13 protein-coding genes and 1 pseudogene are annotated in these 13,244 nt (G+C 64.2%); 6 read left to right on the top strand and 8 right to left on the bottom strand.

What is annotated here, in order from left to right; genetic code table 11:
- Positions 1-412, top strand: a pseudogene (locus HZR20_RS14870) (zinc ribbon domain-containing protein); the annotation flags it as partial.
- 95 nt (positions 413-507) lie between these two features.
- Here the strand turns inward: HZR20_RS14870 and HZR20_RS07975 are convergent.
- On the bottom strand, positions 508-2,736 hold the full coding sequence (locus tag HZR20_RS07975; protein ID WP_181686052.1) for a PAS domain S-box protein: 2,229 nt from the start codon (positions 2,734-2,736) through the stop codon (positions 508-510).
- 105 nt (positions 2,737-2,841) lie between these two features.
- Here HZR20_RS07975 and HZR20_RS07970 point away from each other — a divergent pair, with 105 nt between their 5' ends.
- Complete coding sequence (locus HZR20_RS07970) at positions 2,842-3,474, top strand: uracil-DNA glycosylase (RefSeq protein WP_181686051.1); 633 nt, start codon at positions 2,842-2,844, stop codon at positions 3,472-3,474.
- A 16-nt stretch (positions 3,475-3,490) separates the two neighbouring features.
- On the opposite strand, the gene HZR20_RS07965 is transcribed toward HZR20_RS07970, so the two are convergent.
- Complete coding sequence (locus HZR20_RS07965; protein ID WP_181686050.1) at positions 3,491-3,919, bottom strand: CBS domain-containing protein; 429 nt, start codon at positions 3,917-3,919, stop codon at positions 3,491-3,493.
- Positions 3,920-4,063: 144 nt separating this feature from the next.
- Between HZR20_RS07965 and HZR20_RS07960 the strand changes: the two genes are divergently transcribed.
- Positions 4,064-4,795 (top strand): DUF2064 domain-containing protein, encoded by a 732-nt coding sequence (locus tag HZR20_RS07960; protein ID WP_181686049.1) that lies wholly within the window; start codon positions 4,064-4,066, stop codon positions 4,793-4,795.
- Between the two features lie 36 nt (positions 4,796-4,831).
- Here the strand turns inward: HZR20_RS07960 and HZR20_RS07955 are convergent, their stop codons facing one another.
- The 3 genes from HZR20_RS07955 to panB all read right to left on the bottom strand — a co-directional run bounded on the left by HZR20_RS07955 (position 4,832) and on the right by panB (position 8,229).
- Positions 4,832-7,096 carry a CDC48 family AAA ATPase gene (locus HZR20_RS07955; RefSeq protein WP_181686048.1) on the bottom strand — a complete coding sequence of 755 codons (2,265 nt, stop codon included), beginning with the start codon at positions 7,094-7,096 and terminating at the stop codon, positions 4,832-4,834.
- Entirely contained in the window at positions 7,093-7,320 is a 228-nt protein-coding gene (locus HZR20_RS07950; protein ID WP_181686047.1) for a DUF7127 family protein, read from the bottom strand. Before HZR20_RS07950 ends, HZR20_RS07955 begins: the two co-directional genes overlap by 4 nt.
- Before the next feature lie 102 nt (positions 7,321-7,422).
- Positions 7,423-8,229: a 3-methyl-2-oxobutanoate hydroxymethyltransferase gene (panB, locus tag HZR20_RS07945; protein WP_181686046.1), complete on the bottom strand. Its 807-nt coding sequence runs from the start codon at positions 8,227-8,229 to the stop codon at positions 7,423-7,425.
- Positions 8,230-8,316: 87 nt separating this feature from the next.
- On the opposite strand from panB, the gene HZR20_RS07940 reads away from it, so the two are divergent.
- The gene (locus tag HZR20_RS07940; protein ID WP_181686045.1) at positions 8,317-8,547 is read left to right on the top strand and encodes a DUF5822 domain-containing protein; all 231 of its coding nucleotides are present in this window, start codon (positions 8,317-8,319) and stop codon (positions 8,545-8,547) included.
- 30 nt (positions 8,548-8,577) lie between these two features.
- On the opposite strand, the gene HZR20_RS07935 is transcribed toward HZR20_RS07940, so the two are convergent.
- Together HZR20_RS07935 and HZR20_RS07930 are read right to left on the bottom strand one after the other, a co-directional pair.
- Positions 8,578-9,114, bottom strand: coding sequence for an HAD family hydrolase (locus HZR20_RS07935; protein WP_181686044.1), 537 nt, complete (start codon positions 9,112-9,114; stop codon positions 8,578-8,580).
- Positions 9,115-9,197: 83 nt separating this feature from the next.
- Positions 9,198-9,806, bottom strand: a complete 609-nt coding sequence (locus HZR20_RS07930) for an undecaprenyl diphosphate synthase family protein (protein ID WP_181686043.1) — start codon at positions 9,804-9,806, stop codon at positions 9,198-9,200.
- Between the two features lie 144 nt (positions 9,807-9,950).
- Here HZR20_RS07930 and HZR20_RS07925 point away from each other — a divergent pair, with 144 nt between their 5' ends.
- On the top strand, positions 9,951-11,291 hold the full coding sequence (locus HZR20_RS07925; protein ID WP_181686042.1) for a DUF92 domain-containing protein: 1,341 nt from the start codon (positions 9,951-9,953) through the stop codon (positions 11,289-11,291).
- On the top strand, positions 11,288-11,737 hold the full coding sequence (locus tag HZR20_RS07920; RefSeq protein ID WP_181686041.1) for a GNAT family N-acetyltransferase: 450 nt from the start codon (positions 11,288-11,290) through the stop codon (positions 11,735-11,737). The genes HZR20_RS07925 and HZR20_RS07920 overlap by 4 nt, the downstream gene beginning before the upstream one ends.
- A 15-nt stretch (positions 11,738-11,752) precedes the next feature.
- On the opposite strand, the gene dnaG is transcribed toward HZR20_RS07920, so the two are convergent.
- Positions 11,753-13,075: a DNA primase DnaG gene (gene dnaG / locus HZR20_RS07915; RefSeq protein WP_181686040.1), complete on the bottom strand. Its 1,323-nt coding sequence runs from the start codon at positions 13,073-13,075 to the stop codon at positions 11,753-11,755.
- Positions 13,076-13,244 lie beyond the last annotated feature (169 nt).

The raw sequence follows: 13,244 nt of genomic DNA, 5'->3' as shown, positions 1-13,244 counted from the left end.
CGCGAGCGGATGCCCCGAGCAAAGAAGTTCCACGCATGGGCGTTCCGACGCCTGTACGACTACGTAGCGTACAAGGCCGAGGCCGAGGGAATCGAAGCGACACAGGTAGACCCAGCGTACACGAGTCAGCGGTGCTCGAAGTGTGGGACGACGCTTCGGGAGAATCGGCCGTCGCAAGCGGAGTTCTGTTGCCAAAAGTGCGGCTACGAAGTGCACGCGGACTACAATGCGGTCGTCAGGTCGTTCGCGACCTGACGGGCAGCCAGATTCCTGGAATCTGGCTACGGCGAAGAACATCGGGTTCAAAATGCTCCGTGCGGGGCAAAAGTCTCCGCATGGAGGGGCGACACGTCACCTCGCCCTGAAGTCGGGGACGCTGAACGTGAATGGCGAGTATTCGCCTGCCGAGTAATTTCGGCCAGAACGGGAGTCCACCGACAAGCTCCGCCCTTTAGGGCGGAGAAGGTGACTCGGTCGCACTCACACGGTAGTACCGTGTTGAGAGAATTAGGTAACTCTCGGCAACGCCACGACGAACACCGCACCCTCCGGTTCGTTGTCCTCGACGTGGACGGAGCCACCGTAGTTTTCGACGAGTGTTTTGACCAGATACAGTCCGATCCCTGTTCCGGAACTCTCCAGCCCTGTCTCTCCCTTGCCGAAGATGGTGTCCTGCTGTTCGGGTGGGACGCCGGGGCCGTTGTCCGCGATACGAACGACGACTGTCTCCGCTCGGGTCGTCGCCGAGACGGTGACTGCGGGGGTAGATTTGTCGTTGTGCTGGACAGCGTTTTTGAGCAGATTCCGGAACACCGACGCGAGCATACTGCCCGCCTGGACCGTTTCGGCGGGGACATCCGAGTCGACGGTGAAGACGGCGTCGGGGTAGGCCGACCGGACCTCCTCGAGTTCACTTTCGAGGACGCTACGGAGGGCAATCTCCTCGATTTCGTCCGCTGCAGAGAGCATCACGTCGGCCATCTCCCGGGCCGTCCGCGTGAGTTCGACTGCGTGTTCGGCACCTTCTAAGACTGTCTCGATGTAGTCTCGGGCCGTTTCGTCGTCGGATTCCTCGGCGATGAGTTCGGCGTAGGCCGTAACCAGTTGCAGGTCGTTCCGGATGTCGTGGCGCAACACGCGATTGAGTACGTCGAGGTTGTCGCGTTGGGTTTCGAGACGCTGTTCGTACTCCTTGCGCTCGGTGATATCACGGACCAGTGCGTGGAGGGCTGGCTCGCTCTCGTATTCGAAGCGGCTGAGTTTCACCTCGGCGGGAAACGCCGTGCCATCGGCCCGCTGGTGCGTCCACTCGAAGAACGCTTCGCCCGTCTCGAAGGCGCGTTCGATGTGCGCTAGCGCACCGTCTTTCGAATCTGTTCCATCGGGCTGTCTTTCAGGGGAGAGTTCCCACGGAGCGTATTCGACGAATGCTGCGATAGAATCGAGGCCGAACAACTCGAGGGTCCGTTCGTTGCAATCGACAAATCCGTCCCGATCGAGGATCATAAGCGCGTCGCGGGTGTCCTCGAACAGGTTGCGGTACTTCCGCTCGCGCGCTGCGAGTTCGTGCTCGTGTTCCTTACGTTCCGTGACATCGACGAGATAGCCGAGCAAATAGCCGTTCCCCGTTCCCTCCCGAACCGTCTTCGTGTGTTCTAGGACCCACCGAACGTCCCCATCGGCCGTCACGACCCGGTAGGGATCGGGATTGATGCGGTCGCCCCCACCCGCCCGTTGGTCGGCGACGTCCTCGACGAGCGGTTCGCGGTCCTCCTCGTGGACGAGGTCAGCGAACTGGACGCCCTCCGACTGGAGTTCTCCGGGCGCGTACCCGAACACGTTCTCGACGTTTTCGGAGACGTACTCGATCGGCCACCCTTCAGCGTCCGCCCATTTAAACACGACTGCCGGGCCGTCTGTGAACATCGCTCGCTCTTCCTCGAGCGCGAGTTGGGCCCGCTTGCGATCGTCGATGTCTTGGTGGATCCCCACGGCCCGCACGGGCGTCCCATCGTCGTCCCGTTCGACCACTTTCCCCACCGTCCGGACCCACTTCCAGTCGCCAGACTTCGTCTGCAGGCGGTACTCACATTCGTAGTACGGCGTGTGCTTTTCGACGTGTTCGGCCAGGGCGTTGTCGTGGCGCTGCTTTCCCGTTGGATGGACGAGTTCCGCCCAGTCAGCCAGGCCCTCGCCCATCTCGGCGGGCGTGTAGCCGAGCATCTCGGTCAGCAACTCGTCGCGTTCTACTTCGTCAGTCACCATGTCCCAGTCCCAGATCCCGAGGTTTGCCCCCTCCAGTGCCATCTCCATGCGCTCTTTGGTGGTCTCGGCGTCCCGGGCCTCACGCCCAGCGATTGGGCGGCTGGTCACGATGAGTTTCCCGGCTACGTTTTCGGGCGCGCGCAGTACCCTCGATTCGACCCAACGCCACGAGCCGTCGGCCCGACGCAGGCGGACTTCGACGGTCTGAGGATCGCCGGTATCGACCGGCAGTCCGTCGATCGTCTCACCGACGGCATCACGATCGGCGGGATGGATGTATTCCGTGACCAGCTCGCCCGTCAGATCGTCCGGACTGTATCCGAGTGTCCGGTCCACAGCAGAACTTACGTACGTCACTCTCTCCTCCGAATCCAGGATCGTCGTCACGTCGGGCGACAGCTCGACAAGCTGGCGATACCAGTTTGCATCCTCCTGGCCGCCGTTCGTCGCGCTGCCCCCGGAATCGGTCATCTGTGTCACTACAGTTGTGTGTCTGGGACTTAAACTGGGTGCCCACAGGCGGGCCTCGTCGCCGCGACCAGTCGCGTTTTGAGTGCGCCCCACTAGTCCAGTCCTATGACAGCCCACGCGCCCGACCCCCGGAATCCCTATGGCATGGACGAGGAGTGTAAGAACTGTCCGGCCCTCGTCGAGACGCGCGAGCAGGTCGTCCACGGCTATGGCGACGTCGAAGCCGACGTGGTCGTCCTCGGCTCGGAACCCACTGCCGGACCTGATCGGACTGGCGTCCCGTTCACGGGCGACGAAACCGGCGAGACGATCCAGACCCTCCTCGGCGAGTTGGGATTCAGCGACTCGCCGCCGGACAGTACCGAACCCGATCTCGAAAACATTTACTTGACCTACGTCACGCGGTGTCGCCACCCGGATCGCGAGGCGACCGACGACGAAACGCGCAACTGCGAGGGGTATCGAACCGCCGAGTTGCGGATGATCAATCCCGAACTGATCGTCGCCGTCGGGCAGGTCGCCCTGGACGCACTCGCCTTCGAGTACACAACCCGGAGTGCAGAAGAGCTAGACGTGGGTGTCGAACACGCGACGACGATCCGGGGCCGTGGCTTCGAAATTCTCCCGATGCTTCCGCCAGGCGAGGCCAGCGAGGCACAACTGGACGGGTTCGGTTCGCACTTCGCTGCCGAACTCGGTCGGGATTACCGACAGACGAAAGGCCAGCGCCGGAAGTGAGTGTCGCGCGTCTCGATCAATCCAGGTTCCAGTCTTCTTCTGAACCGGCGAGTTCGCCGGCTTCCGCCTGGATGTCCGAGAGGTGCCAGACGATGTCCGTCAGCGTGATGATGCCAACCAGTTCGAGGTCGTCCATCACGGGGGCTTTCTTGACGTCGTTGTCGGCCATCTGTTTGGCGACCCACCGAATCGTCGACGACGGCTTTGTCGTGATAACTGGTCGGTGGGTCAGATCTATGACGGCGATTTCGTCGAACGGCTTCTCGGTGACGTAGCCAGCCCGGAGCGCGTCGGATTCGGTGACGATTCCGATCGGGTTTCCCTTGTCGTCGACGATGATCACGGACCCGACCTCGTTTTCGAGTAGCTCCCTGACAGCTGCCCGAAGCGACGCGTCTCGGTCGACGGTCACGACATCGGTGGCCATCAGGTCCGATACTTGCATCCTGACCGAGGTCTACGCAGGCCGAACGTATAATGATACTAGGTCACATGATCGCGGTTGGACACCGACCGGAGCGACGTGCGCCAGCGCGTTGGGCCTGTCACGAGCGGCGCGTTCAAGGGGCCGTCCCTCTGAAAGAGATGTATGGCTACTGTCGTGGTGCGCGTCGATCGGCCCGTTCCCGGCGAGACCCTTCCCGCTCTCGCCACAGCGACGCCGTTGACTGACGCGGAGGCAGCGACGCTGTACCGGCGAGCACTGCAGGACGTCTGTGGTGTCATCGAGGAAAGCGGTGCGTCGCTGCTGGTCACGTATCCGTCGACGGATGGCGACGGCGAGGGACCAGTCCGCGAGGCGGTCGTTCCCGGACTCGATGACCCTTCGGAGGGACGATTCGAGCCACAAGTCGGCTCGACGCCGGCCGCTCGCATGGGGAACACGGTGACACACTTACTCGAGGAAGAAGACGAATCGTCGGTCGCAGTGCTTGATCCGACGGCGGTGCTTGCCACCCGGAGTACGATCGATCAGGCGGCGATGAAACTCCGCTCCAGCGCGGTCGTCGTCGGCCCGGCAGCGGCCGGCGGGATCTACTACGCGGGGTTCACTGACACGCTCGACTTCGACGGGATCGACCGCCAGCCGATGGTCGAAACGATCGTCGAGCGGGCCACGGATGCGGAACTCTCGGCGGACGTGCTCGCGCCGTCGCCCACCCTCTCGACCGTGCAAGACCTGCAATCGGCGGTGCCGATCCTTCGCGCGCGTCGCCAGGCCGGGCTGCCAGTGCCCGAACGGACGAGCCAGTATCTCGCCGATCTGGACTTGCGTGTCACTGCAGCCGAGGCAACTGGCGTCGAAATCAAGAAATCGTAGGCGGCGGACGGCGGCGAGTAGTGGCGTTAGCGGCCCTTACTGGAACGTTCGGGACGTTTCGGTCTCTTCGAGCTCGTTTTCACGCTTGTCGAAGCGCTGTTCGATCTCCTCGTAGCGTTCGCGGGTGTCGTTGTCGACGCTCGGACCGACCTCGTCCATCGCGGTCTCGAAGTGCTCGGCGTTGATCAGGACGTTCCCCATGCTGTCGTCGACATCCTCGGGGTCGACGCTCCGGATGAACTCACGGGTGGCTGCCATGGCGGCTTCGCGGGCGACCGCCTCGATGTCGGCCCCGACGTAGCCCTCGGTCCGGCGAGCCAGGTCATCCAGATCCACGTTCTCGGCCAGGGGCTTGTCGCGCGTGTGGACTTCGAAGACCTTTCGGCGGGCTTCTTCGTCCGGGACGGGCACGTGGATATGCCGGTCGAGTCGGCCCGGCCGCAGGAGTGCGGCGTCGATGAGGTCCGGCCGGTTGGTCGTCGCGATGACCACGACGTCCTCTAAGTCCTCCAGGCCGTCCAGTTCCGTCAGCAACTGGGAGACGACGCGCTCGCCGACGCCCGAGTCGCCCATGTTCGTCCCACGTTCGCCCGCGATGGAGTCGATCTCGTCGAAGAAGATGACGGTCGGGGCGTTCTCGCGGGCCTTGCTGAAGACCTCACGAACGCCCTTCTCGCTCTCCCCGACGTACTTGTTGAGCAACTCCGGCCCCTTCACGGAGATGAAGTTGCTCTCGGCCTCGTTGGCGACGGCTTTCGCGAGCAGCGTCTTGCCGGTCCCTGGCGGGCCGTACAGGAGCACGCCCTTTGCGGACTGCATGTCCATCTGCTCGAAGACCTGCGGGTACTCCAGGGGCCACTGGATGGTCTCTCTGAGGCGTTCGTTCGTGTCCTCGAGGCCACCGACGTCTTCCCAGGAGACATCGGGCACCTCGACGAACACTTCCCGGAGTGCGGAGGGTTCGATGCCCTTGTGCGCTGCCTTGAGGTCCGTCTCGGTCACCTCGAGCGATTCGAGGATTTCGGCGTCGATCTCGTCGGCCTCTAAGTCGATTTCGGGGCGAATGCGCCGGAGGGCGTTCATCGCGCTCTCCTTCGCGAGTTGTTCGAGGTCAGCCCCGACGAACCCGTGGGTTCGCTCGGCGTACTCGTCGATGTCGATCTCCTCGTCCAGGGGCATCCCGCGGGTGTGGACCTGCAGAATCTCCTTGCGGCCCTTCTTGTCCGGGACGCCGATCTCGATCTCGCGGTCGAAGCGGCCGCCACGACGGAGGGCGGGATCCAGCGCGTCCAGCCGGTTGGTCGCACCGATGACGATGACGTCGCCGCGCTCCTCCAGGCCGTCCATCAACGAGAGCAGTTGGGCGACGACGCGGCGTTCGACGTCGCCGCTGGTGTCGTCACGCTTGGGCGCGATAGAGTCGATCTCGTCGATGAAGACGATCGCGGGGGCGTTCTCTTCGGCCTCGTCGAACATCTCCCGCAATTGCTCTTCGCTCTCCCCGTAGTATTTGGACATGATCTCCGGGCCCGAGATCGTGGTGAAGAACGCGTCGATCTCGTTGGCGACGGCCTTGGCCATCAGCGTCTTGCCGGTCCCCGGCGGGCCGTGCAACAGAACGCCTTTGGGCGGTTCGATGCCGAGTTGGTTGAACAGCTCGGGGTGGCGCATCGGCAACTCGATCATCTCCCGGACCTGCTCTAACTCGTCGTCGAGGCCGCCAATGTCCTCGTAGGTCACGTCGGGCGTCTGGCGGGCGTCCTCGGGTGCTTCGCCGGTGATCTGCTCGGCCGGCTGCTGGCTGACCTCGATCTCGGTCTGGTCGGTGACGACGACCGTTCCCTCAGGATCCGTCTCGGCGATCTTCAGCGGGATCTTCTGGCCGCCGACCGACGAGACTGGGCCGAGTCCCAGCGAGAACGGGACGGTCTGGCCGGTCGTAACGGCCTGGCCAGAGAGCTTGTTGCGGACGTGCGGGCCGATGTTTCCACGAACCCGGAGGTTCTGGGGGAGGGCGACGGAGATGGATCGGGCAGGCTTGACGTCAGCTTTCTCGACGTCGATGCGATCGTCGATACCGACGTCGGCCTCCTGGCGGAGTTGGCCGTCGATCCGGACGATCCCCTCGCCGGTGTCTTCGGGATAGCCCGGCCAGACCCGAGCGACTGCCCGCCCACCGTTCCCGTCCAGGACGACGTAATCGCCGTTTTCCAGGCCGATCTCGTCCATCGCTGCGCGATCGACGGCGGCCAGACCGCGGCCGGCGTCTTTCTGTTTTAACGGCTTGACAGTGAGTCTCATGGGCTCACCTCGATAGTGAGGACGCCGTTTTTCATAAACGCTGTTGCGTCCTGATTTTCGGGCAACGAGAGGTCGTATTGCCTACCGTCGGTGACGACGATCGCCGTGTCACCGACCACGTCGACGGCGGCCCCGTCGCCGAGATCAGCCACGAACGTCGTTGCGTCGTCGTAATCGAACCGGCGGATCTCCGCGTCCCCAACCGTCTGCTGTTCGAGTGTCATGCTAACCTTGAGTTAGCTCTAGGGGTATATAAAACTATCGCCAATATGCCCCTTGTGTCCGGGGGTAACAGACTAACGGTAGAAATGCGGTTCACACCGAATTCAGTCGAAATCGAGGGAGGATTCGTCGTGGCTGTGTTCCTCGGTGGGGAACGAGCCGTCCTCGACGGCCTCGACGTAGTCGCCGATGGCGTCGGTGTAGGCCGAGCGGACGTCCCCGAAGGCCTCGGCGAACGGCGGGACCGATTCACTCAGCCCGACGGCGTCGTCGACGACGAGCACCTGACCGTCACAATCGGGGCCAGCGCCGATGCCGATTGTCGGGATCGACAGGGCATCGGTGACAGCACCCGCGAGGTTCGCCGGAACGTGTTCAAGCACCAGCGCGAACGCGCCGGCCTCGGCGTGGGCGCGGGCGAGGTCACGAATCTCGTCGGCTGCGTCCTGGCTCGTCCCTTGGCGGGTGTAGCCCAGACGGTTGACGTGCTGTGGCGTCAGCCCGAGGTGAGCCATGACGGGGATTCCCAGGTCCGTGAGGCGGTCGGTCAACTCCACCGTGTGGGGCCCGCTCTCGATTTTGACTGCGTTCGCGCCGGCCTCTTTGAGCATGCGCCCGCAGTGCTCGATCGACTCGCTCTCCTCGACGCCGACGCTGAGGAACGGCATGTCGGCGACGACCAGTGCCTCCTCGGTCCCGCGGACGACCGCGGCGGTGTGGCTGTGCATTTCCTCGACGGTGACGGGGAGTGTGGTATCGTGCCCGAGCACGACGTTACCCAGGCTGTCACCGACCAGAAGCACGTCCACGCCCGCCTGCTCGGCCAGCTCGGCGGTCGGGGCGTCGTAGGCCGTCAGCATCGTGATCGGCTCATCGCCGGCCATTCCTCGAACGTCCCTGACGGTTGGCATATCCTGAAGCCACTCGCGGCTCGGTCTTACGCCTTCGGGTCCCGGGCGACCGATAGACGCAAGGGCCGGCCGGCCCCAGCGATTCGTGTGCCCGACCGTATCGACAGTACCGACCCAGCGGGCGTCGACTACGGCTGGGTCATGCAGGTCACCTTCGCGCTCACGATTGTCGTCGGTGCACCCATCGTTGCCGTTGCCTCCCTTGGAGTCACCGTCCCAACCTGGAATGAGAAAGCGATTTTTGCCGTCCGGGTCGGCGCTGTCGTCTGGTTCCTGACGGCGATCGGTGTCTATCTGTACGCGCGCCGGCGGCGATAGGTCACGGCGACGGGGCCACTCGGCGCTGCGTTACTCCGACAGGCGTTCCGTGACGTATTGAAACGGCATGTCGGCGCGCTCGGCAGTCGTCTCGTCCGTTCGGGAATCACCGACGAACAGCGTCTCGGCCGGGTCGACCCCGAGCCGACGGACGACGGTGAGCAGCGGTTCTGGATGGGGTTTCTGGGTCGCGACAGTGTCACGGCCGACGACGGCATCGACGGCCAGCGCCAGGTCGTGGCGGTCCAGCGCCGTACGGACTGCGGACTCGGCGTTCAACGAGCATACCCCGACCGGCACCCCAAGCGGTAGCTCGTCCGCCAGTGCGAGCCGATCGGACGTTCGGGCGCCGACGCGTTCGTGGGCCGAAATCACCTCTTCGGCGACGTCGCCGACGCCGGCGGCGTCGGCTCGTTTCAGGAGTGTCCACAGATCGACGTCTGCCGTCGCCACGCCCCGGGATTCGAGACGATCGGCGACCTCGCGCGTGACGACCGCCCAGTCGACGTCGAGGCCGACCAGCGTCCCATCGAGGTCGTAGACGACCGCCTGATACGACTCGCCCATACCGGACGTTTACGGGTCCCGACTAAAGGCGCTTCGACGTCACCTGCCGGTGTTCTCGTATCCGCGTTGGGCCAGCACGCCGATTACCGTCCGTATCGGCGCTGTCGCTGCTGGTAGTCACGGATCGCCCGGAGGTACTCTCGCTTGCGAACGTCCCGCCAGTTGACGTCAGTGAAGTACAACTCAGAGTACACCGACTGCCAGATCATGAAATCCGAGAGCCGTTCGGCACCCGTCTTGATCACGAGGTCGGGTTCGGTCGGAAACACGAGCCGGCGTTCGATCTCGTCCTCGTCGATGTCCTGCGGTGCCAGGTCGCCGGCCTCGACCTCGCGTGCGAGTCGACGGACGGCGGTGGCGAACTCGTGTTTCCCACCCAGGCCGATCGAGATGGCGATCGGGGCCTGGGCTCGCTGGTCGTCCTCGGGGCCACGGACGGCGACCGGTCGCGGTGCGTCGATCGCTTCGAGCTCACGCTGTAGGGTCGGCACGGCCCCCTCGTCGAGGACGCTCACGTAGACCATCAGCTGCTCGGCGCCGTACTCGATGGCCCACTCGAAGACGGCTTGCAGTGTCTCGTAGGCTCCCTGTTCCAGTAAGTCCCGTTCGGTCAGGACGATCGCGACGCGCTCGGGCAGGTCGGCGTCGCTGTAGCGGACGCGAGCGGCGAGGTAGCGGTCGTACAGTCCCACAGCTCGGCTTTTCGCCGGGTCGACAAGAAGGTCACGGGATCAACGACTGGCAGAGTGTTGGCAACTCGACAATTCTGCAATACGTCCGCCGATGGTCGAGTACGGGTCGGAACTGGTAAGTAGCTCTCGGGGAAACCGCCGACAGTGACGACCGCAGTCCGACGCGCGGGAGCGTTCGCCGTCGTCGGGACGGGGACGCTCCTCATCCCATTCGCCGCTCGCCAGTTGCCGCCGGCGGCCGCGACGGTCCTCGGGATAGTCCCGTTTCTGGCGCTCGCGACCGCCGCCTTACAGTTCATCGACTCCGGGTTCGTCTTCGAACTCTTCGCTCGCCCCGGCGATCGACGAGACGGGCGATTGTACGGTCTGGCCGGGTTTTCACTCTCTATCGCCGCACTTGGGCTGCTCGCCTTGCAGTTCGACGTGCCGGTTACCGTTCCGGTGATGGCCGCGTTCGTCCTCGGGGTTGGCAATCTCGGTGGCCACGTCGCTCGCGAGTTGGGAGCCGATCCCGTGGGATCGACGACCGGGTTCGTTGCCGCCGGATCGATCGCCGGCGTTCTCGGACACCTTGCCGCGGGGGCGATCGTCGGGACCGAATCGGCAATGCCTGTGATCGTGTTCCTAGCCGTTAGCGGTGCCTTACTCGGTGCACTTCTCCGTTCGGTCCTGTTCGAACGCGACGATCCGCTCGTGCTCATCTCGATCGGGTTACTCCTGTGGCTGTTCGCCGATCTCCCACTCTCGGTGACGCCGACTGGCATCGCGCTCGCGCTCGCGATCACGATCGCGCTCGGGTACGTTTCGTATGCGCTGGATACGGCGTCGTTACCGGGCATGTTGACGGGCGTGTTCCTCAGCCTGCTGACGATCGTCGTCGGGGATTACGGTTGGTTCGCCATGCTGATCACCTTCTTTGGTGGCGGCGGGCTGGCCAGCAAGTTCAGATACGACGAGAAAGTCAGCCGCGGGGTCGCCCAGGAGAACGAGGGGGAACGCGGCAGCGGGAACGTGTTGGCGAACTCGCTGGTTGCGCTTGGGGCCGTATTGGCGGCCGCCGCAAGTCCCCGACTGACGACCCTCTCACCGGACGTGTTTCTGTTCGTGTTCGCAGGGTCGGTGGCGGCGGCGATGAGTGACACCCTCTCCAGTGAGTTCGGCGGGCTTTACGACAAGCCGCGGCTGATCACGACGCTCGAACGAGTCGAACCGGGCACAGACGGCGGCGTTACCTGGCAGGGCGAACTCGCCGGGATTTCGGGTGCGACGATCATCGCGGCTATCGCGCTGGTCGCATTCGAGACGATTGGCTTGCCAGGTGCTGGAGTCATCGTGTCCAGCGGATTCGTGGGCATGACCGTCGACAGCGTGCTCGGGGCCACGCTGGAAGACCGCTGGCTGGGCAACCAGGGCGTGAATTTCCTGGCCACGCTGGCAGCGGGTGTGGTCGGCGGCGCGCTTGCCGTCGGCGTGGGGCTGGTGTGACTGACGCCGCTTCTTCGGTACGGATCAGGACTGCCAGGGACGCGGATCTGCCGGCAGTGCGGTCGATCCAGAACCGAACGCTGTCCGAACCGGCCCCGGAGTTACTGACTGCCATCCTCGATGGGGCCGGGCTGGCACTGGTCGCGGTCCGTGATCAGCCGGTCGGCTACGTGTTGGCGTTGACTCCTGGCACAGTCGCATATGTCCCGGAACTCGCGGTCGTATCCGCCCACCAGCGAGACGGAATCGGGACGCGATTACTCGAAGCCGTTGGGGATCGGGCTGTGAGAAACGGGGCCAAACAACTCCGCGTGACCGTCCACTCCGACGACGAGGCTGCCAGAGGATTTTACCGCGAACGCGGGTTCGATGTCCTCAAACGACTTCCCGAGCAGTTCGACTCCGGGTCCGGCGTCGGACTTCTCCTGGGTCGCGATCTCGAGTGATCGAGGAGCGAGTCGTCAGGCAGCTTCGACGGTCGAGACGCGCACGCTCGTCGGCTGTTTGACGAACTCGCCGCGGTCGGCGGCGACGATCCGAGGCACACCGCGCTGGGCGGCCACGTCGAGCAGTTTCTGGGTAACCTCGCCGTCGAGGATGACCGTGGCGGGAACCGGATCCGCGCCACGGACGGCCTCGAACGCCTCCTCAGAAGGTGCCTCCGCCAGCGTCGCCAGGGAATCATCGAGCAACCGAACCGCGGCCGCACCGTCCCCGATCACGGCCTGGACGTGGTCGTCCAGGGTCTCGTCTTCGTCGGGCTCGGCTTCCACATCCGCCTCGGCCTCGGTTTCACGTTCGCCTGTCGCTGTCTGCTCGATAGTCCCATCGTCTGCTTGCGCCCCCGTTTGGGCATCGGCGGCTGGGGTCTGTTCGTCCTCGCTGTCTCCGTGTCCACTCCGTGCCGCCGGGCTAGCTCTGGTGGCCTCGTCGTCGTTCTGCATCGAAGCTGCTCTCTCGTCTTCGGTCGCTGGTGCTGTCTCCTCGGTGACCGCTTCGTAGGGGACTTTCTCCTGGAGTGCGCCGGTCACCTCAGACCGCGAGAGATCCTCGACGGAGCGACCCGCTGGGGCGAACGCGACGTAATCGACGTTGCCGACCTGTGCGAGCTCTTTTAGGATGAGGTCGCCACCGCGATCCCCGTCGAGGAACGCTGTTACGGTCCGACCCTGGGTCAACTCGGCGATGGAATCGGGGACATCAGTCCCCTCGACGGCAACTGCGTTCTTGATCCCGTACTCGAGTAGCGTCGTTACGTCAGCACGACCTTCGACGACGACGATCGCGTCACTGTCTGTCACGCGCGGGCCGGCCGGCAACCCCTCGTATTCGGTGATCCGGTCGATCCGGACCCGACGGCGGACCTCCTCGACGAGTTCCTCGCTGGTGACGGCCTCTTCGTCGAAGGCCGCGAGCAGTTCTTCGGCCCGATCGACGATCTCTCTGCGTTTTGCCGTCCTAACGTCTTCCAACTCGGTGACTTCGACGTCAGATCGACACGGGCCAACGCGGTCGATTGACTCCAGGGAGGCCGCGAGAATGGCCGTTTCGACTCGATCGAGGCCGCTGGCGATCGTGACGTGTCCGCGAGATTGCCCGCCTGCTGCCTCGACTTCGACGTCGATCCGGCCGACTTTCGATGACTCCTGGAGGGTTCGGAGGTCGAGGTCGTCGCCGAGCAAGCCCTCGGTCTGGCCGAAGATCGCGCCGACGACGTCACTTCGCTCGACCACCCCGTTGGCTTCGATCTGTGCGTGAATGAGATATTTTGCTGAATCTTGCATTGGTGATCTGCCCCGCTTTGAGGCGTGATGATGGTGATGATGCCATGGCCGATCGCATGGACGGCCACGAATACGGTAGCCGATAGCAAATACCTGTCGGGATGCAGACATCGGGCGACTGGGGTCACCGGATGGGACGGTCCCACCGACGGAATCTGTCCCCTGCTCG

It is taken from the genome of Halorhabdus salina (genome assembly GCF_013839425.1).
Classification (GTDB): Archaea; Halobacteriota; Halobacteria; order Halobacteriales; family Haloarculaceae; genus Halorhabdus; species Halorhabdus salina.
The sequence above is the reverse complement of the archived record's forward strand: the minus strand, read 5'-3'. Positions and strand labels throughout refer to the sequence as shown.

What these genes read in the sequence shown, in the direction of transcription:
- HZR20_RS07970 (WP_181686051.1), top strand. Translation starts at nt 2,842, where the DNA reads ATGACAGCCCACGCGCCCGACCCCCGGAATCCCTATGGCATGGACGAG.
- HZR20_RS07975 (WP_181686052.1), bottom strand. Translation starts at nt 2,736, where the DNA reads ATGACCGATTCCGGGGGCAGCGCGACGAACGGCGGCCAGGAGGATGCA.
- dnaG (WP_181686040.1), bottom strand. Translation starts at nt 13,075, where the DNA reads ATGCAAGATTCAGCAAAATATCTCATTCACGCACAGATCGAAGCCAAC.
- panB (WP_181686046.1), bottom strand. Translation starts at nt 8,229, where the DNA reads ATGCCAACCGTCAGGGACGTTCGAGGAATGGCCGGCGATGAGCCGATC.
- HZR20_RS07935 (WP_181686044.1), bottom strand. Translation starts at nt 9,114, where the DNA reads ATGGGCGAGTCGTATCAGGCGGTCGTCTACGACCTCGATGGGACGCTG.
- HZR20_RS07950 (WP_181686047.1), bottom strand. Translation starts at nt 7,320, where the DNA reads ATGACACTCGAACAGCAGACGGTTGGGGACGCGGAGATCCGCCGGTTC.
- HZR20_RS07965 (WP_181686050.1), bottom strand. Translation starts at nt 3,919, where the DNA reads ATGCAAGTATCGGACCTGATGGCCACCGATGTCGTGACCGTCGACCGA.
- HZR20_RS07960 (WP_181686049.1), top strand. Translation starts at nt 4,064, where the DNA reads ATGGCTACTGTCGTGGTGCGCGTCGATCGGCCCGTTCCCGGCGAGACC.
- HZR20_RS07955 (WP_181686048.1), bottom strand. Translation starts at nt 7,096, where the DNA reads ATGAGACTCACTGTCAAGCCGTTAAAACAGAAAGACGCCGGCCGCGGT.